Origin of the sequence: Mucilaginibacter rubeus (assembly GCF_003286415.2) — a bacterium.
GTDB lineage: Bacteria > Bacteroidota > Bacteroidia > Sphingobacteriales > Sphingobacteriaceae > Mucilaginibacter > Mucilaginibacter rubeus_A.
The window spans coordinates 2,414,135-2,433,547 of record NZ_CP043450.1 but is presented as its reverse complement, the minus strand read 5'-3'; the positions used below and the strand labels follow the sequence as shown (position 1 = coordinate 2,433,547).

Annotated in this window: 22 protein-coding genes and 1 riboswitch; of the genes, 10 read left to right on the top strand and 12 right to left on the bottom strand. The window is 40.9% G+C overall.

Annotated elements, in window-relative coordinates; genetic code table 11:
• Positions 1-420: 420 nt before the first annotated feature.
• The 4 genes from DEO27_RS09965 to DEO27_RS09950 all read left to right on the top strand — a co-directional run bounded on the left by DEO27_RS09965 (position 421) and on the right by DEO27_RS09950 (position 4,285).
• Positions 421-1,281, top strand: coding sequence for a glycosyltransferase family 2 protein (locus DEO27_RS09965; protein ID WP_223818204.1), 861 nt, complete (start codon positions 421-423; stop codon positions 1,279-1,281).
• Positions 1,282-1,470: 189 nt separating this feature from the next.
• Positions 1,471-2,559: a GNAT family N-acetyltransferase gene (locus DEO27_RS09960; RefSeq protein WP_190295367.1), complete on the top strand. Its 1,089-nt coding sequence runs from the start codon at positions 1,471-1,473 to the stop codon at positions 2,557-2,559.
• A 7-nt stretch (positions 2,560-2,566) separates the two neighbouring features.
• Entirely contained in the window at positions 2,567-3,370 is an 804-nt protein-coding gene (locus tag DEO27_RS09955) for a phytanoyl-CoA dioxygenase family protein (RefSeq protein ID WP_112575518.1), read from the top strand.
• 120 nt (positions 3,371-3,490) lie between these two features.
• Positions 3,491-4,285, top strand: a complete 795-nt coding sequence (locus DEO27_RS09950) for an SDR family NAD(P)-dependent oxidoreductase (protein ID WP_112575517.1) — start codon at positions 3,491-3,493, stop codon at positions 4,283-4,285.
• Between the two features lie 76 nt (positions 4,286-4,361).
• Here DEO27_RS09950 and DEO27_RS09945 read toward each other — a convergent pair whose 3' ends face one another.
• The gene (locus DEO27_RS09945; protein ID WP_146750144.1) at positions 4,362-4,562 is read right to left on the bottom strand and encodes a hypothetical protein; all 201 of its coding nucleotides are present in this window, start codon (positions 4,560-4,562) and stop codon (positions 4,362-4,364) included.
• A 168-nt stretch (positions 4,563-4,730) separates the two neighbouring features.
• On the opposite strand from DEO27_RS09945, the gene DEO27_RS09940 reads away from it, so the two are divergent.
• The 4 genes from DEO27_RS09940 to DEO27_RS09925 are packed head-to-tail and all read left to right on the top strand — an operon-like array spanning position 4,731 to position 7,755.
• Entirely contained in the window at positions 4,731-5,207 is a 477-nt protein-coding gene (locus DEO27_RS09940; RefSeq protein WP_112575516.1) for a DUF4442 domain-containing protein, read from the top strand.
• Between the two features lie 8 nt (positions 5,208-5,215).
• Positions 5,216-5,674: a GNAT family N-acetyltransferase gene (locus tag DEO27_RS09935; RefSeq protein WP_190295366.1), complete on the top strand. Its 459-nt coding sequence runs from the start codon at positions 5,216-5,218 to the stop codon at positions 5,672-5,674.
• 13 nt (positions 5,675-5,687) lie between these two features.
• Complete coding sequence (locus tag DEO27_RS09930; RefSeq protein ID WP_317132981.1) at positions 5,688-6,320, top strand: ATP-binding protein; 633 nt, start codon at positions 5,688-5,690, stop codon at positions 6,318-6,320.
• Between the two features lie 52 nt (positions 6,321-6,372).
• Positions 6,373-7,755 (top strand): MATE family efflux transporter, encoded by a 1,383-nt coding sequence (locus DEO27_RS09925; RefSeq protein ID WP_112575514.1) that lies wholly within the window; start codon positions 6,373-6,375, stop codon positions 7,753-7,755.
• On the opposite strand, the gene DEO27_RS09920 is transcribed toward DEO27_RS09925, so the two are convergent.
• From DEO27_RS09920 to DEO27_RS09895, 6 genes are read right to left on the bottom strand one after another with little or no spacing between them, the layout of a single operon-like run.
• Positions 7,752-8,654: a histone deacetylase gene (locus DEO27_RS09920; RefSeq protein WP_112575513.1), complete on the bottom strand. Its 903-nt coding sequence runs from the start codon at positions 8,652-8,654 to the stop codon at positions 7,752-7,754. The genes DEO27_RS09925 and DEO27_RS09920 overlap by 4 nt on opposite strands.
• 5 nt (positions 8,655-8,659) lie before the next feature.
• Positions 8,660-9,514 (bottom strand): bestrophin family protein, encoded by an 855-nt coding sequence (locus DEO27_RS09915; protein ID WP_112575512.1) that lies wholly within the window; start codon positions 9,512-9,514, stop codon positions 8,660-8,662.
• A 12-nt stretch (positions 9,515-9,526) separates the two neighbouring features.
• A complete protein-coding gene (gene kynU, locus DEO27_RS09910; protein ID WP_112575511.1) occupies positions 9,527-10,810 on the bottom strand; it encodes a kynureninase in 1,284 nt (427 codons plus the stop codon).
• 24 nt (positions 10,811-10,834) lie between these two features.
• Entirely contained in the window at positions 10,835-11,437 is a 603-nt protein-coding gene (locus DEO27_RS09905; RefSeq protein ID WP_112575510.1) for a DNA-3-methyladenine glycosylase, read from the bottom strand.
• Complete coding sequence (locus tag DEO27_RS09900) at positions 11,434-12,084, bottom strand: alpha/beta hydrolase (protein WP_112575509.1); 651 nt, start codon at positions 12,082-12,084, stop codon at positions 11,434-11,436. Before DEO27_RS09900 ends, DEO27_RS09905 begins: the two co-directional genes overlap by 4 nt.
• Positions 12,084-12,560: a GAF domain-containing protein gene (locus DEO27_RS09895; protein ID WP_112575508.1), complete on the bottom strand. Its 477-nt coding sequence runs from the start codon at positions 12,558-12,560 to the stop codon at positions 12,084-12,086. The genes DEO27_RS09900 and DEO27_RS09895 overlap by 1 nt, the downstream gene beginning before the upstream one ends.
• Positions 12,561-12,634: 74 nt before the next feature.
• Here DEO27_RS09895 and DEO27_RS09890 point away from each other — a divergent pair, with 74 nt between their 5' ends.
• Both DEO27_RS09890 and DEO27_RS09885 read left to right on the top strand, forming a co-directional pair.
• A complete protein-coding gene (locus DEO27_RS09890) occupies positions 12,635-13,336 on the top strand; it encodes a DUF3291 domain-containing protein (protein WP_112575507.1) in 702 nt (233 codons plus the stop codon).
• Between the two features lie 7 nt (positions 13,337-13,343).
• Positions 13,344-13,592 (top strand): hypothetical protein, encoded by a 249-nt coding sequence (locus tag DEO27_RS09885; protein ID WP_112575506.1) that lies wholly within the window; start codon positions 13,344-13,346, stop codon positions 13,590-13,592.
• A 226-nt stretch (positions 13,593-13,818) separates the two neighbouring features.
• Here the strand turns inward: DEO27_RS09885 and DEO27_RS09880 are convergent, their stop codons facing one another.
• From DEO27_RS09880 to DEO27_RS09860, 5 genes are all read right to left on the bottom strand, one after another.
• Positions 13,819-14,532, bottom strand: a complete 714-nt coding sequence (locus DEO27_RS09880) for a diphthine--ammonia ligase (RefSeq protein WP_190295365.1) — start codon at positions 14,530-14,532, stop codon at positions 13,819-13,821.
• A gap of 30 nt (positions 14,533-14,562) precedes the next feature.
• On the bottom strand, positions 14,563-15,249 hold the full coding sequence (locus DEO27_RS09875; RefSeq protein ID WP_112575504.1) for an SIR2 family NAD-dependent protein deacylase: 687 nt from the start codon (positions 15,247-15,249) through the stop codon (positions 14,563-14,565).
• 87 nt (positions 15,250-15,336) lie between these two features.
• Positions 15,337-15,909 (bottom strand): DUF6580 family putative transport protein, encoded by a 573-nt coding sequence (locus DEO27_RS09870; RefSeq protein WP_112575503.1) that lies wholly within the window; start codon positions 15,907-15,909, stop codon positions 15,337-15,339.
• A gap of 55 nt (positions 15,910-15,964) precedes the next feature.
• Positions 15,965-17,032 carry a YncE family protein gene (locus DEO27_RS09865; RefSeq protein WP_112575502.1) on the bottom strand — a complete coding sequence of 356 codons (1,068 nt, stop codon included), beginning with the start codon at positions 17,030-17,032 and terminating at the stop codon, positions 15,965-15,967.
• Positions 17,033-17,042: 10 nt separating this feature from the next.
• Positions 17,043-19,076 carry a TonB-dependent receptor plug domain-containing protein gene (locus tag DEO27_RS09860; protein WP_112575501.1) on the bottom strand — a complete coding sequence of 678 codons (2,034 nt, stop codon included), beginning with the start codon at positions 19,074-19,076 and terminating at the stop codon, positions 17,043-17,045.
• Positions 19,077-19,169: 93 nt separating this feature from the next.
• Positions 19,170-19,367, bottom strand: a riboswitch (cobalamin riboswitch).
• Positions 19,368-19,413: the final 46 nt, after the last annotated feature.

Genomic DNA, 19,413 nt, shown 5'->3' with positions numbered 1-19,413 from the left:
AATTTTATTCAAGATGAATTTATAAGACATTCCTGATCCGACGTTTCGCGAGGATTTCACGTGTTCACACCTAAAATTTACACGCATGCACACGTGTGTAAACTAAATGAAATGTAGTTTACAATTTCAGAAGCAATCAGGCACGCGAGGCAATTAATGAATATCAATTAGATATATTTGATATAGCAAAATGCTGTATTAGCCGACTCGCAATTATTGATTTTGATCGAAGCTTAAGTGTAATTTGAAAGCCGTTTTGACATCATAAGCTTTCCCGATTAAACAAATAATGTGAGTCTTATGGCGAAGCACTGTGCAGTTCTCAAAGCAATGCATAACTAATTATTGCATCTAACCGCGATAGCAACAACGGTAACAAGAAAACCAATTATATAAGCCTAAATTATTTTTATTCCCTTTATGATTACAAGCCAGGATTTGATGGTTAGTGTTTGCTGTACTACATACAACCACAAAGATTTTATAGCTCAAACTATTGAAAGCTTTCTGATGCAGGAAACCAATTTTCGGTATGAAATTGTTATTGGCGATGATTGCTCAACAGATGGCACAACTGAAATAGTGAGATCGTACAAAGAAAGATACCCAGATAAAATCAAAATAATCTACCCCGAAAAAAACCGCGGTGCCCATCTGAATACTATTAATAGCTTAAGCGCTTGCGAAGGAAAATATATCGCACTTTGCGATGGCGACGACTATTGGACAAATCCTCAAAAGCTGCAAAAGCAAGTTGATTTTCTGGAAAACAATCCCGAATATGTCATTTGCTGTCATTATACAAGGGTGATTGATATCCATAACAACACGCTTAACGTGGAAGAAAATCCGGTTCCGCTTGAATACACTTATCATGATTTATTGGTTGGCAGACAGGCCGAAACTAAAACAGCAACACTTGTTTACCATAATATCCCTCAAGTGCACGAATTATTCCAGACAAATTGGTATTCGAGCTGTTACGCGGCAGATAAATTCTTCAAACTTTTCGCCACATTCAATACCGGTCGTAAAATATATGTGATGCCCGAGGTGATGAGTTGTTACCGGAATCATGTTGGAGGTGTTTGGAGCATGATCAAAAACGAAGCTCGTATGGAGATGGTTATCAGCGATTTCAATTTGATTATCAGGCGTTTTCATTACCGCGGGATACAAAAGAAAATGCTTCTGCTGTTATATATTAAAAGATATATCCTGTTTGAATTGAGCCGATATCGCTTACGCAAAGCTTTTGATACCGTAAAATATCTGCTTTAAACTAATTTCTTAATTTCCATTTACTGTCACATTAAAACCTGCTTGCGCCCTATTCGGCGCTTGGCCTGGACAAACCTTCTCCTTTTTTTTAAGCACCCCCAGCAGTCATTCACCATGACTGATCGATATACCCCTGCCCTCCCCCGGGCTTGTAATTAATACCCATTACAGACAACTAAAAATCTACACATGAGCTACCAAAATCTCACTATACGCGATAGAAAAGACTGGGACGAATATATTAACCGTTCATATGCGCACGAAGGGTTCCATACCTGGTATTATCATTCTCTAAATACCGAAGGTGAGCCGCTTTTATTTGTTTATGAAGAAAAAGAAATATTTATAGCGTTACCGGTAATTAAAAGAAAGATAGAGAACTCAGTCTATTTCGATATGACTTGTGTGTATGGTTATGCCGGGCCGATATCCAATATTAAGCTTACAGATTTATCAAATATAACCACTACACAGTTTAAAGCTGCGTTTCAAAAATTCATGGACGATGAGTCGTCAGTTTGTATCTTTTCAAGATTGCATCCTTTTCTAAATCAACACTATCTCCTGGAAAATATTGGCGGCATCAAAGATAATGGGACAACATTATATGTAGACCTTGCCATGCCTGTGGAAGATCAGAGAAACGGATATGACAAAAGACTTAGCCGGCAAATAAGAAGCCTGCGAAAAATGGAATACATTATAAAAGAAGCAAATAGCCTTCAGGAAATTGAAGACTTTGCCGAAATGTATTATAAAAACATGGACCGCCTGAATGCTTCAGCCGTTTACTACTTTGATGTTCAACATTTCGTAAATCTTCTTAATGAAGAGTATATGAAAAATAAACTCGTATTAATATATGACGGCCCCAATCTTATGTGCGGCGCAATCATTTTAATATCCGATGAAATTGTCAGAAATCATCTTTCCGCAACGTCACCAAATTATCTGAATATCTCTCCAAGTAAATTATTAACAGATGAAATAAGCCTTATCGGTAGAAGATTAGGTAAAAAAATCTTTCACCTTGGCGGCGGTGTTGGCGGCAAAGAGGATTCTCTGTTCAATTTTAAAAAGCTTTTCTCCACCCTGCAAGTGAAAGACAGGATCTGGTGTTATGTTAATAACGAAGCAGTTTATAATGACCTGGTTGCAAAATCAGGCGTTGATCCTAATGATGAAATTAAATTCTTCCCTCTATATCGTCATCCTAATAGAAAAATACAAGCAACCATTACAGAGCCTGAAACCACCACAATTGAAAACCTTAATTAACTGAGAAATGAAAAATAAGTTTAATTATTCCGATGCGAACCTCGACGTATTTGATCAGGTAATGAATGAATACGGATGGATTATATATGAAGATGCCCTGGATGATGCTTTCGTTAACGAGATAACGGATTCATTAGTGCCTGCGTATGATGTCAGGCGTAAAATTCAAATCGCAAACGGCATAGGCGACAATATGAACGGAACGCTGCACCACCTTGTTGAACGGGAAAGATTTTCGTTGAAGTTTCTTGAACGAAAATACTGTGCGGATCAGATACAACATTTCTTAAAGGGAAATTACATCATAAACTCTTTAGGAGCTGTCATTAACCTAAGAGACGAAAAACCCTATGTACAAAATATCCACAGGGATATCAGGAGTTTTACCGGAGATTTTAAAGTGATGATTCAGATGATGATAACTTTAGATGAGTTCACTCCCGAAAACGGATCAACCTATTTTTTAACAGGATCGCATAAAAGCGAAGAAAAACCGGAGAGTGATTTCTTTTACGCTAATGCGGATCGCGCTAACACAAAAAGAGGCAGTATTATTTTATTCGACTCGAATTTGTGGCATGCTGCCGGTAAGAACTATACTGATGCAACACGACGCACATTAACTATGGCCTTTACTAAGCCCTTCTTTAAACAGCAGCTTGACTATCCAAGATTTTTGGGCTATGATTTTGGGGAAGGATTGAGTGACGACCTCAGACAGATTTTGGGTTATAAATCCCGGGTACCGGAAAACTTAAATGAGTACTATCAGCCTGTTGAAAAAAGAATGTACCAGCCGGGCCAGGGTTAAATTCAATCAAACTCTGCCAATAACTACGTCAATTGTCAATGTTGTTTAATCTTTTGATTTTAAAAACTGCTAAAGCTAACAACGGTATTACACTTGTGTTATCAAAGCAAAAATAAAATCATGAACCTTAAACTTAATGACAAAACAGCGCTGGTAAGCGGATCAACAGCCGGTATTGGTTATGCTATCGCAAAATCTTTAGCCAATGAAGGTGCTGCTGTATATGTAAATGGCCGTAATCAGGCTAAAGTAGATGAAGTTGTTAAAAAGCTAATTACTGAAACTGGCAACGATAAAATTAAAGGTATTGCTGCCGATTTTTCAGATGTCAAGCAAATCGATGCGCTGATAAGCAGCTTACCTGAAGTTGACATCCTTGTAAACAACGTTGGTATTTTTGAGCCTAAACCGTTCAATGAAATTCCAGATGCCGACTGGCTAAGATTTTTTGAAGTTAATGTTTTAAGCGGCATCCGTTTGTCACGCGCTTATTTTGATAAGATGCTTAGCAAAAACTGGGGCCGTATAATTTTTATCTCCAGCGAATCTGCATACCAGATCCCTGAAGAAATGATCCATTACGGAACAACCAAAACCGCGCAAATTGCAGTTGCCCGCGGTTTAGCCGAGCTTACAAAAAACGCAGGCGTTACCGTTAATACTGTTTTACCAGGGCCAACTTTATCTGAAGGTGTTGGCGACTTTGTAGAAGCTTTAGCAAAAGGCCAGGGATTGACTAATGCAGAAGTAGAAAAAGATTTCTTCATCAATGTACGCGGCACTTCCTTATTGAAACGCTTTATCACAACAGATGAAATAGCCAATTTGGTTGCTTATGTGGCAAGCCCGCTGTCTGCTGCAACCAATGGCGCTACTTTGCGGGCCGATGGCGGCGTAATAAAAACGGCTTTCTAAAATTTAAGGTCAGAAACAAGCATAAAAAATCCCGGTTGGTGAAATACCCAACCGGGATTTTTTATGCCTTACCAAATTACATTTTTTTGGTCGTGTCTTTCTTGGTTGTGTCGGTTTTTGTGGTGTCTGTAGCTGCCGGTGCCGGAGCGCTTTGACTTGTTGAATCCATTTTTGTGCTATCAGATCCATCGCCGGCTTTTTTTTCTGAGCTACAGCCGGTTGCAATTGCGCCGACCATTGCCGCGACAAGTGCGAAACTTAAAAATTGCTTTTTCATAGTTATTTTGCTTTAGATTAATTTATTCTGAACCATACTATAAACCAAACTTTGGGCGTATTGTTTACCGCTTATTTTCTATTTTCTCATCTTTTTATTTATGCACATAGGTCCATTTGATCCACAATTAAGGTGCTTTAATTAAATTTTTTCTGATATTTAAGCGCTATGGTAGTATCCGAAGGATTATTAAAATGGATAATGCGCTTATATCCACCTCTCCTTTTCCAACGTATTTGGGTAGTTAAGTTTAACAGTGGCTATCGTGGTGTCCAGGTAAGAATCAGGAAAAGTTTCCTTAACAATAACTACAATAATACAATTTTTGGAGGCACTCTTTTTTCTGCTGCAGATCCTTTTTATCCCCTGCTCTTTCATCAGATATTTAGTCGCAAAGGCTACAAACTCATGGTTTGGTCAAAGTCGGCAACTATACGATACGCAAAACCGGCTGCAACAAATTTGTCATTTAGTATTAACCTGACAGATAATGATATAGCACACGCAGAACATGTTTTAAATACCGAAGGCAAATTTATTCGCTCCTTCCCTATTGACATTTACAATAAAGATGGCGAAATATGCGTATCGCTCATGAACGAGATTTATGTGCGAAACTTAAACTTTATTGATACTACTATATAAATATACTGATGACTGTAATTATGAATGACGAAGCTTTTGAAAAAAAAGGCTTTATGATCTCAACCGATAAAAATCTGCTTAATGTTGATGTTATTTATGATTACCTGAATAATGAATCGTACTGGGCAAAAGGTATTCCGCGACAAAAATTGGCCAGGGCCATCGAAAATTCTATGTGCTTTGGCATCTATCTTAATGGAGAGCAGGCAGGCTTTGCGCGTGTAGTTAGTGATAACGCCACGTTTGCCTATATCTGCGATGTGTTTGTGCTGCCTGCCTATCGTGGTAAAGGCCTTTCTAAATGGCTGGTGCAAACAATTGTTAAACACCCGGATTTAAAGGGCTTAAGAAGATGGTCGTTAGCTACCAAAGATGCCCACAACCTATACAGTCAGTTTGGATTTTCACCAATATCCCGCCCGGAAACCTGGATGGAAATCTTTACACCATATATTAAGCCTCAATAAAAACAAAATGGCTATGATCAAAACAAACGTTAAGAAGCTGATTTTTGATGGAGAAGGCGTAAGTGTCGACTTTAAAAAAACCATAACCAGCTGCGAAAAAATAGCCCGGACAATGGTATCCTTTGCTAATAACAAAGGTGGTAAACTGCTTATTGGCGTAACTGATGATGGCACAATAAAAGGTGTAAAATCTGACGACGAGGAACGGTACATGATTACAAGGGCGGCCCATTTTTTTTCCAGACCGGCACTTGAGCCAGTTTTTGAAGAGGTATATTTTGATGAAAAACTGGTACTTGTTGTAGAAATAGAAGCGAGCGACCTGAAACCTCACTACGCACTTGCCGAAGATGGAAAATGGTGGGCTTATGTACGCGTAAAGGACAAGAGTGTACTGGCCAGTAAAATTGTACTGGAGGTTTTAAAACGTTCGTCCAATGATCAGGGTGTTTTAATTGAATATTCTGACAGCGAGAGAACCTTGCTCGGCCATCTTGAAAAAGTTGGGCGCATCACGATAAAAGAGTGCAGCGAACTCCTTAAGGTCGGTCGCCGTCGTGCTCAGAATGTACTTGTCGATCTGATATTATCCGGCCTGATCAAGATTAACACAACCGAGAAGGAAGAATTTTATACAGCCTGCTGACTTTTGTGTGTTTGTGAATGGTTACTTTTGGGCTCCTGTTGCCTGAGTAATTATGAGATCCGTTTACCAAAAATACAAGCCTTATTATCTCGAAAGCCTTAAGCTGGCTATCCCCGTAATTATATCAAACGTTGGCCATACGGCCGTTCAAATGTCTGATACCATTATTGTGGGCCATTTTGCCGGCACTGTTTCACTCGCCGCGGTATCAATGGTAAACAGCCTGTTTATGGTTCCGCTGGTTATCGGGATGGGGATTTCTTATGGTTTAACTCCGCTTATAGCCCAAAACAACGGGCGCAAAAATCATAAAGAATGTGGGTTGTTGCTTTCCAATAGCTTATTTCTGAATATGCTGAGCGGCGTCATTCTGTTCTGTGGTATTTACTTTGGCACCATGCTGCTTATTGGTCATCTCGACCAATCGCCTGAAGTTGTGAAGGAAGCTAAACCGTATTTATTTCTGCTTAGCTTGTCCCTCATACCCTTGCTTATCTTCAATACTTTTAAACAATTTGCCGAAGGCTTGGGCTTTACCAAGCAAGCCATGATGATATCCATTTGGGGGAACATCATTAATATTTTATTAGGGATAACATTTGTTAAAGGCCTGTTCGGTATACAGCCCATGGGTATCAGAGGTGTTGGTTACAGCACACTTATCGACCGTTGTGTGATGGCCATTGTTATGGCGATTTATATTTTCCGGTCAAAGAATTTTAAAACTTACCTGACGGATTTTGCTGTAAAAAATATAGATAGGATCCGCGGCATTCAGATCATGAAAATTGGTGCGCCTGTTGCTATGCAATACACCTTCGAGATCAGCGCGTTTGGCGGTGCTGCTTTGTTAGTGGGCTCCATTGGCGTTGTTGCGCAGGCTGCACACCAGGTAGCTATAACTATGGCTTCTATGACATATATGATGGCAAGTGGCATTGCGGCAGCTGCGGCTATTAAATCGGGAAATTATTTTGGCGTAAACGATCATCGAAATTTAAGGCTGGCCGCTATTTCCAACTACCATATTGTATTGCTGTTCATGAGCTTTACCGCATTGATATTTGCATTGGCCAGAAATTTTTTACCATGGATAATTACATCAGATAAAGAGGTTATAGCAATTGCATCACAGCTACTTATCATTGCAGCATTATTTCAGTTATTTGACGGCGCACAGGTTGTTGGCCTGGGTGTATTAAGAGGCATGGGCGATGTAAATATCCCAACGGTAATTACCTTTCTGGCTTATTGGGTACTTGGATTACCTATCGGCTATCTGCTTGGCATAAAATTTAACCTGGGAGTTTACGGCGTTTGGTACGGCCTTGTACTTGGCTTAGCGGCAGCATCGATACTGTTGTTTATACGATTTAACCGGCTTAGCAAAAGCCAGAAAATAAAGCCTGCTGTGCCGATAATAGCAAAAGACTAAAAATAAAGATCGATGGCGGCTTTAAAGGTATTGCAGTGTGCGTCTACAATATCTCTTATTTGAGGCGAATAACCACCTCCCATGCTTACCTGTAGCGGGATGCTGTGTTTAATGCATTGTTCAAAAACAAACTGATCGCGGGCCTTGCATGCCTCTTTGCTCAAAGCCAGTTTTCCCAACTTATCGGTAGCCAAAACGTCCACTCCGGAAAGGTAAAAAATGAAGTCCGGCTTTTGTTGTTCAATTAACCGGGGCAAAGTATTTTTAAGAATCTCAAGAAATTCCTCATCGCTTACACCGTCCTGTAGTGGAATGTCCAGATCAGAGCGTTCCTTTCTGTAGGGGAAATTATTAGCCCCATGCATAGAGAATGTGAACACCCTTGGTTCCCTTTCAAAGATCTCGGCGGTGCCATTACCCTGGTGAACATCTAAATCAATTATTAAGATAGATTTAGATAACCCATTATCTAATAAATAATTAGCAGCTATTGCCTGGTCGTTCAATAAACAAAACCCCTCGCCCCAGTTACTGCCTGCATGATGGGTACCACCGGCTACATTAAACGCGACTCCACTCTCAAAAGCATACCGGCAGCCATCAATGGTACCTTTTGCAATCCTGATTTCACGCTCTACCAATCGTGCCGATAAAGGAAAACCTGTACGACGTTGCTCTTTGGGCGGCAGTGTTAAATCCCGCAATTGATGCCAGTAGTTTTCGTGATGGGTACGGATGATGAAATTTTCCTCAAGCACATCCGGCGAAAACAGATTCTCTTTATTGACCACCCCCTCATGCAACAACTGGGCAGGGATCAGCTCGTACTTCAGCATCGGAAAACGATGCCCTTCTGGTAGTGGATGAGCGTAAATTGGGTCGTAGGCTATCTTGAGCATAACGCTTATCCTATCAACTCTCCTATATGCTTTTGAATATTGTCACAAATGCTATCCAAAGGTAAGTCATTAGCATCGCGACCAAAGGGATCTTCAATTTCTTCAGCCAATAACTCAATACTTGCGAAAACAAAAAGCACAAAAGCAATTACGGGGATAATAAAATACTTCAGGTCAAAAGCCCAGGTAAAGGGCAGCGTCATGATATAGGTGAAGATAAACTTCTTAATGAACACATTGTACGAAAACGGAATAGGCGTTTTCTTGATACGCTCACAAGCACCACAAATATCTGTAAAAGAAGTAATTTCGGCAGTTATGCTAAATAATTGCTCCGGATTTATAACACCTTCTTTGTTGAGCCTGTATATGTTTTTGATCATCTCAGATGCAACCTGGTTAGGCACATGCTTTGTAGCGTCGATAGTAATGAACGACTGATCTTCGGGAACATATTCATCCCGTAAATGATCACGCAGTACCCTGGAATACCGAGGAATAGCGTAGTTAAAAAAGGCGAGATCATTTTCGCCTATCAGATGCTTTAACTTGATAGCAAGATTACGACTATTGTTTACCAGGCTCCCCCAGATCTTACGGCCTTCCCACCAACGGTCATAAGCCGAGTTGATCCGAAAAGCGAGCAGCAATGAAAACACGAAACCAATGGTTTGATGAATAAAGATTACCTTCCTGAGTATGCTTGTTTCGGGCAGATGCCAAAAATCAATAATTAAATAAGTGACTACACCAGAGTAAGCACCTACGGCAAGCATCAGTGGGAATAGCTCGCGAAGTGTCTCGGCTTTGTTTATTTTAAAGATGAATGAAAACCATTCCTTGGGATTGTAATAGACCATATTTGCAGGATTTTAAATAGCTTTAAGTGCATCAGCCATCAATCTGGCTGCTTTGTAAACGTCTTCAAATGTATTATAAAGCGGTACAGGGCTCAGGCGGATCACGTCGGGTTCACGCCAATCGCCTATAACACCATTTTGTGAAAGGTAATTAAAAATAACCCTGGCGTTACGCTTGCAAACTACCGAAAGCTGACAACCACGGGCAGCTGGATCAGCAGGCGTAATGATACTGTAAACCTCCTCTTCCTGCTGTTTATTGATCTCATGAATCAAAAACTCCAAATAGGCTGTTAAACGAAGACTTTTTTTGCGCAGGACATCTAACCCACCTGCATCGTCAAAAATAGCCATAGAAGCTTTAAATAGCGCGAGAAGCAAAATCGGCGCGGTACTCACCTGCCATCCGGCAGCGCCCACCTCCGGATCAAAGCCTGGTGCCATTAAAAATTGCTTATCACGGCGATATCCCCACCAACCTGCAAACCTGTTCAGCTCTTTATCGGTAAAATGTTTTTCGTGCACAAAAATACCGCTTATGCCACCAGGCCCTGAGTTCATATACTTGTACGAACACCAGCAGGCAAAATCAACGCCCCAGTCGTGTAGCTGAACAGATACGTTTCCCGCGGCATGAGCCAGGTCAAAACCAGCATAAGCTCCCGCTTCGTGAGCCGCATCCGTTATGGCTTTCAGATCAAAGAACTGACCCGTGTAATAATTGATCCCGCCAAACAGCACTAAAGCGAGTTCATTTTTATTTTGATCAATAACATTTAGAATATCTTCTGTGCTTAAAGTGAGTTCGCCTTCGCGTGGAAAAATTTCGATTATGGCATCTTTGGGATCGTACCCATGAAACCTCACCTGACTTTCCATTGCATACTGATCTGAAGGAAACGCCCCTCCTTCCATGATGATTTTAAAACGTTTATTGTCTGGTTTATAAAAACTTACCATCAATAAATGAAGATTTACTGTAAGTGAATTCATTACAGCAACTTCATTTTCCTGCGCCCCGACAATACGGGCAATTGAACCGGTAAGGGATTTATGATAGTTGAGCCATGGATCGTTGCCCTGAAACCAGCCTTCAACCGCGAGGTTTTTCCAGTTAGCTAACTGATCTGCCAAATATTGCTGTGCCGAGGCCGGCTGCAAACCAAGTGAATTACCGCAAAGGTAAACTGCATCTTCACCGTTATGCTGAGGGAGCAGAAAGCGGTTTCTGAAATCCCTTAACGGATCCTGCTCATCCAGTTGCCGGGCAAATGCCAGATCATTTTGATACTTCATTCGCCAATATTACAAAATTGAAGCTTATTTATTAGGCTTACTCACGTAAACATTCCCTTTTACATAGAAGCGATATGGTAGCAATGCATCTTCTGCCGCATAAGCCACGCCAATACGCGGGCCAGCTTTTATTTGTTCGTCAGGAAAGTGCAAACCACGATCTTCAATCCATATTGTATCGCCTTGCAAACTAAAAGCGTTAATGTTACGTGAAATTCCCAAAGCTTTAGCCACAGATCCGGGGCCAGCGGTAATGTTTGGCTTCAACACCGACATATTGCGCCGTGCCTGCATAGCTTCTATTCCATCAGTTGGCTGAATAGCCCTGATGAGAATAGCCTGTGGGCGCCCTTCAACAGAAGTAACGATATTGAACATTTCATGAATGCCGTAACAGAGATAAACGTAAGCAATGCCGCCCTGCATGAACATGGTTTTAGTCCGGGGCGTAAGGCGATTACCAAAAGCATGCGAAGCTTTATCTACAACACCATTATAGGCCTCTGTTTCAACAATATACCCACCAGTAGTTACACCATCGATACAGGTAAATAAATACTTGCCCAACAAATCTTTACTGATGCTCACAACATCATCACCGAGGTAATAACTTTCAGGTAATTTCATTTTTTCAGGATTCCCTTCAATAAAATATTGATCTCTTTTGCTTTGTCGAAGATCATGATATGCGTGCCGCCTTTAACAATGGTAGCACCTTTTATTCTTTTATAATCAAACACAAGGTCTTTATCGCCGGTGATATGATACAGATTTGGAGGGATAACTTCATTCTTCCAATGCAGAATAGCATACATAGCCCACTTCATAAATACGGGCGATGACTTTCTAAGCATATCGCCAAATAACCATGCATCCTCCTTGCTCATGTGTCCGAACAATGGCTTTACCATACCTCCCATTGAATTGAATACCTTGCCGGGGATAAGTTTGTAAATGGGCAGCGTCCGGAAGAGCTTAAAATACCGTGGAGCTTCGTCACTTGTCTTGATACTGGAGATCAAAATAACCTTTTCAACCGGGATAAGCTTAGCAATTTCTATCGCGACAACTCCGCCCAGAGAGTTACCTATCAGTACCGAATTTTCCTGTATATCATATTGATAAATAAGCTTTTGAGCATAGGTAATTAAAGTGTCATTTAGATCAGGTTCTACCCAATCAACCATAATTACTTCGTGCTCATAACCAAGGCCGATATTATTGTAAACGCGCGTATCCGCACCAAGACCGGCGATAAGGTAGATTCGGCTCATTAAAAATTGATAAGCTTTACAATTTGCCCAAGATACTGCGCGTCGGTTTCATTGAACTGATCGAGTAATTCGCTGTCTACATCAAGCACCGCAACAACACCGTCACCTTTAAATACAGGCACTACGATCTCCGAACGAGAAAGTGAACTACAGGCAATATGCCCTGGGAACGCTTCAACATCGGGCACAACCAATGTTTTTGCCTGTTGCCATGCCGATCCGCAAACACCTTTTCCTAAGCCAATACGGGTACAGGCTACCGGCCCCTGAAACGGTCCCAAAACCAGTTCATTTTCTTTAACCAGGTAAAACCCAACCCAAAACCATTTAAACTGCTCTTTTAAAGCTGCCGCAACGTTAGCCATGTTGGCCACCAGGTCAGACTCGCCGTATAGTAAAGCCTCAATTTGAGGGATAAGCGTAGTATATTGTTCAACTTTATCGGTTGATGTGTTTATTGATAGATCCTCTGCCATGATGCAAACTTAACTATATGGGGTCGAAAGTAAATAAGGCAAATATCATATTTAATGTTTTATTTAGCAGGTGCATGGTTGTTAGTCTCACTATAATCCGCTACCGAAAGCTATTTATTCCCTTCGCCTTGCTGGCCATGGCCATTCACCGCCTGCCCTTGCTGATGCAAAAAGGATGTAGCTTTTACAAATTGCTTGGCTCGGGCAAAAACGGAACTTTCGACCTTGAGCCCGACTGGCAGCAATGGGGCTTATTAGCATGCTGGGATAACCGTGATGATTTTGACGTATTTCACAAACAGTCATTTGTAGCTTCCTGGTGGAAAACATTGGGCACCGAAAGTTGGACAATGCTTTGTATCCCCCTGCAAAGTCATGGAAGCTGGGACGGCAAAGAGCCTTTCGGCAAGCCCGAAACGAGCGATATAAACGGCCCGGTCGCTGTACTTACGCGTGCCACTATCCGCTTTAGCAGATTAAAAAACTTTTGGGCTAACGTTGATACCGTTGCCAATATGATGACGTCAGCTCCTGGCTATGTAAATTCTTTCGGTATAGGTGAAGCTCCGGTATGCCGGCAGGCTACATTTTCTGTTTGGGAAAACCTGGATCACGTAAAAAACTTTGCCTATAAAAGTCCCGAACATGCTGAAGTTATAAAAAAGACAAGAAGTGAGGGCTGGTATAGCGAAGAACTTTTTGCCCGCTTTAAACCGATTGCCAGCTTTGGCACTATTAACGGAAAAGACCCGCTTAATGGCTTACTGAATAAATAAGAAAAACATGAGAATTATCGCAGAACTCCCTCATCCCGATTTTAAAATCTCTATCCTGAATATGAACAATAAGTTTATTGTAAAGGTAGAGCAGGGTTCGCTTGAGCAAAGTTACAAGATCCCTGAAATGGATTTGACCGATGGTGTAAACAGCGTTTTTGAATTGCTCGACGAAGAGTTTCTAAGAAAAATAGCAGCCCGGTTTATTGATATGCGCAACGACTACAAGGATGCATATTTCAGATATAATTACTAAGATAACTTATATAATAATCTAACAGTTAGATACTTATAACTCAAGTCAATCAAAAACAGAATTTAATTTGGCAAACAAAGGATTTAAAACGCTTTTTTCGGCCTGTCTTTTTCGTTTATCTAAATTTAAAATACAATTAAATCAATTCAATATATTGATAATTAGAACACTTATATGATTAAACAAAATTATATTCTGCGGAATTTTTCGCAAAATAAATGAGAACTTAGTCCAATAAAAGGTCACAATACCAAAAACCGGAAGGTTTTGGATCAGCGGCAGCTGCACAGGAATCATCGGCATTTTTAGGGGCGGCGTACTCCTTGAAAACTTTCGCACCCGTTTTATAATTTATCGGTTTGGTGAAAATCGGCCCTTTATAAGTGAAGGTATGGAACTCCCCGTTCTCGCCGCAAACATCAACATCATCGGGTAAAGCATCAATCAATTCGTGGCTTATTTCTTTCCCAACTATCCGCTCCAAACGTTGTTGAGTACAGGCTATAACAGTTCCAAAACCAAGATCCAGAAATTCATTAATCAGTTCGGATGTATCCCTTTTCCATAAAGGGTAAATACCTTTAAGCCCGGCTTCATTCAACCGAGCATCACGATAATCTTTCAGGTCCTGTAAAAATATATCTCCAAAAATGGAATGCGTTATACCCTCGTCTTTAAAACGAGTGAGGTGATAACGCATCACGTCATCATACTCTTTCATCCCCGGCATTTCGGGCAAGCGAATCTGGTATAATGGAATACCGATAGCTTCGGCTTGTTTTATCAGCAGCTCAGTTCTGACGCCGTGCATAGAAATCCTGTCGGCCGCGTCATTGATAGTAGTAACAAGATAAGCAATTTCAAGATCCGGATTCTGCAGGCAGTAGTATAACGCGAGGGCGCTGTCTTTACCGCCACTCCAATTGAAGATGCATTTCATGCTTATTATCTAATTAGTTAATCAGCGACTTTAATCTTTCAATAATTCATCCACCAATGCAGGTACGCCAATTGTTGCCTTTTCCTGGATCTTAATTACTTCACCCCTTACATTTACGGATGGAATATTCGGATCGATAATATATTTCGGAACATCACGATCAATATAACCTATCAGTCCTGCTGCAGGGTAAACGGCCAGTGACGAACCGATGAGGATAAAAATATCAGCACTGGTACAAATCATTGCTGCATGTTCAATCATGGGCACAGGCTCGCCAAACCATACCACATGGGCCCGCAATTGCGAACCTAATTCGCACATTTCACCCATTTTAATCTCCCAGCCATCAATAGGATAAGTCAACTCTGGATTAATGCTTGATTGCGACCGCGTGATGATTCCGTGCAAATGCACAACGGTGGATGACCCGGCCCTTTCATGAAGGTCGTCGATGTTTTGGGTAATGATAGTTACCTTATATTTTTCCTCAAGTGCGGCAAGCGCGTAGTGTGCAGCATTTGGCTTTGCCTCCAGTACTGTTTTGCGCCGCTCGTTATAAAACTGCTGCACCATAACCGGGTTATGTTCCCAGGCTTCGGGCGTGGCCACATCTTGAATGTTATAACCCTCCCATAGGCCGTCGCTATCTCTGAATGTTTTTAAGCCACTCTCCGCGCTAATGCCCGCACCGGTTAATATTACGATATTTTTCATGTTGATTTAAGTAGATGATAATTGCTTAGGTCACAAAAAAAGCGGACTGTTGTTCAACAATCCGCTTTAAATTTAAATGCTTTTATATTATAAAGCCAATTGCTTTTTATCCTGCAGAAAAGTGTACTTACTCTTAGCCAGCTCAAAACTACCGAAAAGTATACCGCTGAACACCAAAGTTCCAAGCGCCATATTTTGCTCAAACGGAATAGCTTTTACCAGCGATTCGCCATAACCAGCTAAGGTATGCGGGTAAAGCGTACCATATAACCATGGCAAATCGGTAATTAACCAGTGAATTAAAACCGCAGCTATCGATGCTAAAAGTACGTTGGCAACATTTACCTTTTCAAGCAAATTACCCACCAGTACCATTAACGCAAAGCACAAATACACCCACTCGGCACCGGAATACCAAAATGTTAGTTTTGAAGTATACAGGTAATTAATCACAATATCAGTTGAGAACAGGGCAAGCAACACCGTTACATAGCCTTTCCATTTTGATTTAAAATAAGCACCGCCAAATAATGCAATTGCACCTACCGGGTTAAAATTGCTCAATTCTTTATACTTAAATGCTAAAAGCCTGAATGCGGCAACAACCAGGATCATCAAAATCAGGATCAGGTTGCGGTTGGTGTTATCTTTTGCGCTCATCGTTTAATATATGGGGTAAAATTACTGATATTCTGTAAATAAAAACAGGGCTATATTATTTGTTTACGAAAACAACGCTTCCAGGGTTAATGCCGGTTGTAAGGTTGTATTCTTTTTTACCGTTTTTATCAAAAGCAAATACCAAACCGTTTGATTTATAATCTTTGGCATCGGTAACAAAAACTTCGCCTGTTTGCGTATCAGCTACTACGGCATAAGCACTGGTAAAGGTTGTGCCGTCGGTAACAAAATTTGACGACAGGGCTTTCAGGTTCTTTACATCGTATGTTTTCACTGTTCCGTCTGAAGCTATATAATAAGCAACATCGCCGTTGATTGAAAACGGACCACCTGCAAAGTCGTTTTTTGATTTAACTACATCTGTTTTGCTATCAATAATAGTCAGCTCAGGATTGGCCGGATATAAATTGTAAGAGTGAACAAAAACATCGCCATAGCTATCAACGCTAACAGCATACGGGTTTACGCCAACCTCAAGGGTTTTGGTAACGGCTAAAGTTGTCAAGTCGATAATTGATACCGTTTTATCTACATCAGGATAGCTTAAACCGCCGCCATTAACCACGTACAATTTGCCATTACTAACAGCCAGTTGCTCAGGGTTGCGGCCAACCGGGATATATTTACTCACTGTAAGCGTCGCAGTATCTAAAACAGCAACATTGTTATCATACAGCGTAACGTACGCATTGCCTTTATAAAAAGCTATTGAGCGTGGCTCGCGCGATGATTTATCTGCGTTTTGAAAAAGTACCTGTTTAATTGATTTTGCTGTTTTAGGATTAACCACCTCAACAGTGCCTGATTTATCCACCACGATATACATTTTGGCACCGTATATTTTAAGGTCGTTAGCTGTATTGCCCAAACCTTTGCCATTAGCCGACTGGAAAATATCGGCGGTTAAACTTTTAGAGGTGTAATCATAATAAGTTAAAGCACTATTTGGCGAACCAAGGTTACCCTGGTCTAAAACGTACAAGCCGGCTCTTTCTGCGGTTGGTTTATCATCGGGTACAACCTTTTTATCCTTATGGCATGATGCCAGGGTAGTAGCAACAGCACAGGCTATAAATAAATGTTGGAGTTTAAGTGATTTCATGTGTTATGTATTAAATAGTAATTTGAAATGTTAATCGGTATGATCTGCCGGGCATTGGGTAGCTGCTTATCACAGCATAGCTTTTATTAAATAGGTTGTTTACTTCAAAAGATGCTGCAACCGGCTTTAATCCCGCCAGGAAATTATACACAAATGAGGCATCGCTTACCGAATACCTGGGCAGATAGTATTCGGGGACGTTATTGCTGTTCTGGTATCTTGATGACGAAAAAATCTCATTATAATATATCCCAAACTGCTTATGCGTGAGTCCGGCATTTAACGCCAGGGTATGTTTTGGGGTATATGGAATCTGTTCCAGATAGTATAAATCTGTTGGATTGGTTACATCAAGCGCCTGTTGATAGGTATAAGCAACACTTAACAAACCTTTCCAATTGTAAAAAGGCTTAAATCCACTTTTTAAGATAACGTCAAGTCCTTTAATATCTACTCTACCTAAGTTAACAACCGAAGGTGTTTCCGGCGATCTTGTCGGGATGTAGGAGATCTTGTCTTTTACATGATTATAATAAGCATCGGCGCTAATGTTGATATAATCAAAAATACCTGTTAGGCTTTTGGTATAAGCTGCACCAATATTATACTGATCTGTGTATTCCGGCTTTAGAGATCGTGGTACAATGGCATAATAATATTGCTCAGCAAAAGTGGTATTGCGGAAGGTACTCTTGTAATAAGCCCTTAAAAGCAGGTTTTGACTTGTAAATGGTTTATATGTAGCGATAACCGCGGGAGTAAATGCCGACCGTGACGCCGCCGCTGGTCCGCTTTTAACCTCGTCATGTATATACGTATTCAGCAAATTAGCTTGCAAACGCCATTTCCCTATATTCAAATCTGTGGCTATAACATTGAATAAACTTGTACGGGTTGGGAAAGCATATTTATAAACATCAGATTGCAGGTTGCTGATATCAGCATCTGAAGAATAAGAGATTTTCCAATCAGACGTTAGATTGTATGCTAATGCTCCCGACAAATAAAAATCGTTTTGGCGATAATGCTCGTCAATTAAGCCACTGTTATTGTAGACACCTGTATCAAGATACCGTACATAGCTATGCGCGTATTTTGCATTAATCAATAACTGCAAACCACTAACCGCCTTATGCAAATAACCCGACTGGATAAAAAAGTCGCGGTTTTGCAGCCTTTGGTTGGTAGGAGCCGCGTAATAAACAACCGGCCCGGGTAATCCCCGCTTTGAATTATAAAAATTAAATTGAAGATTAAATTTATCGCTATCCGATTTTGCCCAGTATAAGCCCCCGTCTGCCTGCTGAACGTGCACATCGCCGTTCTTGCGGGTTGCCAGGGTATCAGAGCCATCGCCGGCCTCTCGATATTTATATCTCCCGTTAGCTTCCTGAACGGAACTGTTTATAACGAATGACCAATATTTGCTGAGCCTCTGCTGCCACTGCAAATAAGGGTTCACCAATCCGAATGAACCGCCTTTAATTCCGGCTATAATATTATAAGGCTTCCGTGCATCTAATACCGGATGGATAGTCCTAATAGCAAGTACATTGGCCGAAGCATAAGCACGGGCCGTTTGCAAAATATCAGTTGGCTGGGCGTTGTATAAAACAATTTCTTCAACATTGTTCAGGTTGAACTTACTCAGATCGATTTGACCATTCTGCGCATCATTAAGCTGCACCCCGTTGTACAAAACTGCCGTATTATCGGCACCAAGACTACGTACCGAAACAGTCTTCAAGCCACCGATGCCACCGTAATCCGAAATATTAACACCGGCGAAATTCCGGATGGCATCAGCCACATTAAATGATGCGGTTCGTTTAAAATCGTTTGTGGATATGGATTGCGCAGGGGCCGAGCTCTGAATTTGAGGAATAGCCGACGATGACACTTTAACCTCATTAAGTTTCTTTGTGGTATCTGATTGGGCCAAAGCCTTGCTGCCTAACGCTACCTGGGTAACTACCAATAACAAACAACCCCCTTTTATAGGTAAGCGTTGTTTGTAAAAAAATACAGGTAAGCGTTTTTTCATATCCGCGACAAAACTCAATTGTTGGAAGATTTTGAAATGAAAACACACCAAATGAAGAGCATTCACATTCAAGCTTCAATCCCCGAAAGCTATGAATAAATATAACGCCTTGGCAGGTCTTCTGACTTACTCCCCATTTTGCCTGGTCTTCCCTCCTGTTTACAGAAAGTGACTTTATAGATTGGCAACGGTTATGGAGCTTACAGCTGCGGGACAGTTACGGACTCACACCGTATTCCCTTTTAATTCATTAAAAAATAGTTTAATGAAACCTAAAGCGCCGTAAAAGTACAATAAGTATCTGTTAACCTCAAACTACATAGTTATATTTAGCAGA

Coding starts and splice junctions, on each gene's coding strand:
- DEO27_RS09965 (WP_223818204.1), top strand. CDS start 421: ATGATTACAAGCCAGGATTTGATGGTTAGTGTTTGCTGTACTACATAC.
- DEO27_RS09960 (WP_190295367.1), top strand. CDS start 1,471: ATGAGCTACCAAAATCTCACTATACGCGATAGAAAAGACTGGGACGAA.
- DEO27_RS09955 (WP_112575518.1), top strand. CDS start 2,567: ATGAAAAATAAGTTTAATTATTCCGATGCGAACCTCGACGTATTTGAT.
- DEO27_RS09950 (WP_112575517.1), top strand. CDS start 3,491: ATGAACCTTAAACTTAATGACAAAACAGCGCTGGTAAGCGGATCAACA.
- DEO27_RS09945 (WP_146750144.1), bottom strand. CDS start 4,562: ATGAAAAAGCAATTTTTAAGTTTCGCACTTGTCGCGGCAATGGTCGGC.
- DEO27_RS09940 (WP_112575516.1), top strand. CDS start 4,731: ATGGTAGTATCCGAAGGATTATTAAAATGGATAATGCGCTTATATCCA.
- DEO27_RS09935 (WP_190295366.1), top strand. CDS start 5,216: ATGACTGTAATTATGAATGACGAAGCTTTTGAAAAAAAAGGCTTTATG.
- DEO27_RS09930 (WP_317132981.1), top strand. CDS start 5,688: ATGATCAAAACAAACGTTAAGAAGCTGATTTTTGATGGAGAAGGCGTA.
- DEO27_RS09925 (WP_112575514.1), top strand. CDS start 6,373: ATGAGATCCGTTTACCAAAAATACAAGCCTTATTATCTCGAAAGCCTT.
- DEO27_RS09920 (WP_112575513.1), bottom strand. CDS start 8,654: ATGCTCAAGATAGCCTACGACCCAATTTACGCTCATCCACTACCAGAA.
- DEO27_RS09915 (WP_112575512.1), bottom strand. CDS start 9,514: ATGGTCTATTACAATCCCAAGGAATGGTTTTCATTCATCTTTAAAATA.
- kynU (WP_112575511.1), bottom strand. CDS start 10,810: ATGAAGTATCAAAATGATCTGGCATTTGCCCGGCAACTGGATGAGCAG.
- DEO27_RS09905 (WP_112575510.1), bottom strand. CDS start 11,437: ATGAAATTACCTGAAAGTTATTACCTCGGTGATGATGTTGTGAGCATC.
- DEO27_RS09900 (WP_112575509.1), bottom strand. CDS start 12,084: ATGAGCCGAATCTACCTTATCGCCGGTCTTGGTGCGGATACGCGCGTT.
- DEO27_RS09895 (WP_112575508.1), bottom strand. CDS start 12,560: ATGGCAGAGGATCTATCAATAAACACATCAACCGATAAAGTTGAACAA.
- DEO27_RS09890 (WP_112575507.1), top strand. CDS start 12,635: ATGGTTGTTAGTCTCACTATAATCCGCTACCGAAAGCTATTTATTCCC.
- DEO27_RS09885 (WP_112575506.1), top strand. CDS start 13,344: ATGAGAATTATCGCAGAACTCCCTCATCCCGATTTTAAAATCTCTATC.
- DEO27_RS09880 (WP_190295365.1), bottom strand. CDS start 14,532: ATGAAATGCATCTTCAATTGGAGTGGCGGTAAAGACAGCGCCCTCGCG.
- DEO27_RS09875 (WP_112575504.1), bottom strand. CDS start 15,249: ATGAAAAATATCGTAATATTAACCGGTGCGGGCATTAGCGCGGAGAGT.
- DEO27_RS09870 (WP_112575503.1), bottom strand. CDS start 15,909: ATGAGCGCAAAAGATAACACCAACCGCAACCTGATCCTGATTTTGATG.
- DEO27_RS09865 (WP_112575502.1), bottom strand. CDS start 17,032: ATGAAATCACTTAAACTCCAACATTTATTTATAGCCTGTGCTGTTGCT.
- DEO27_RS09860 (WP_112575501.1), bottom strand. CDS start 19,076: ATGAAAAAACGCTTACCTGTATTTTTTTACAAACAACGCTTACCTATA.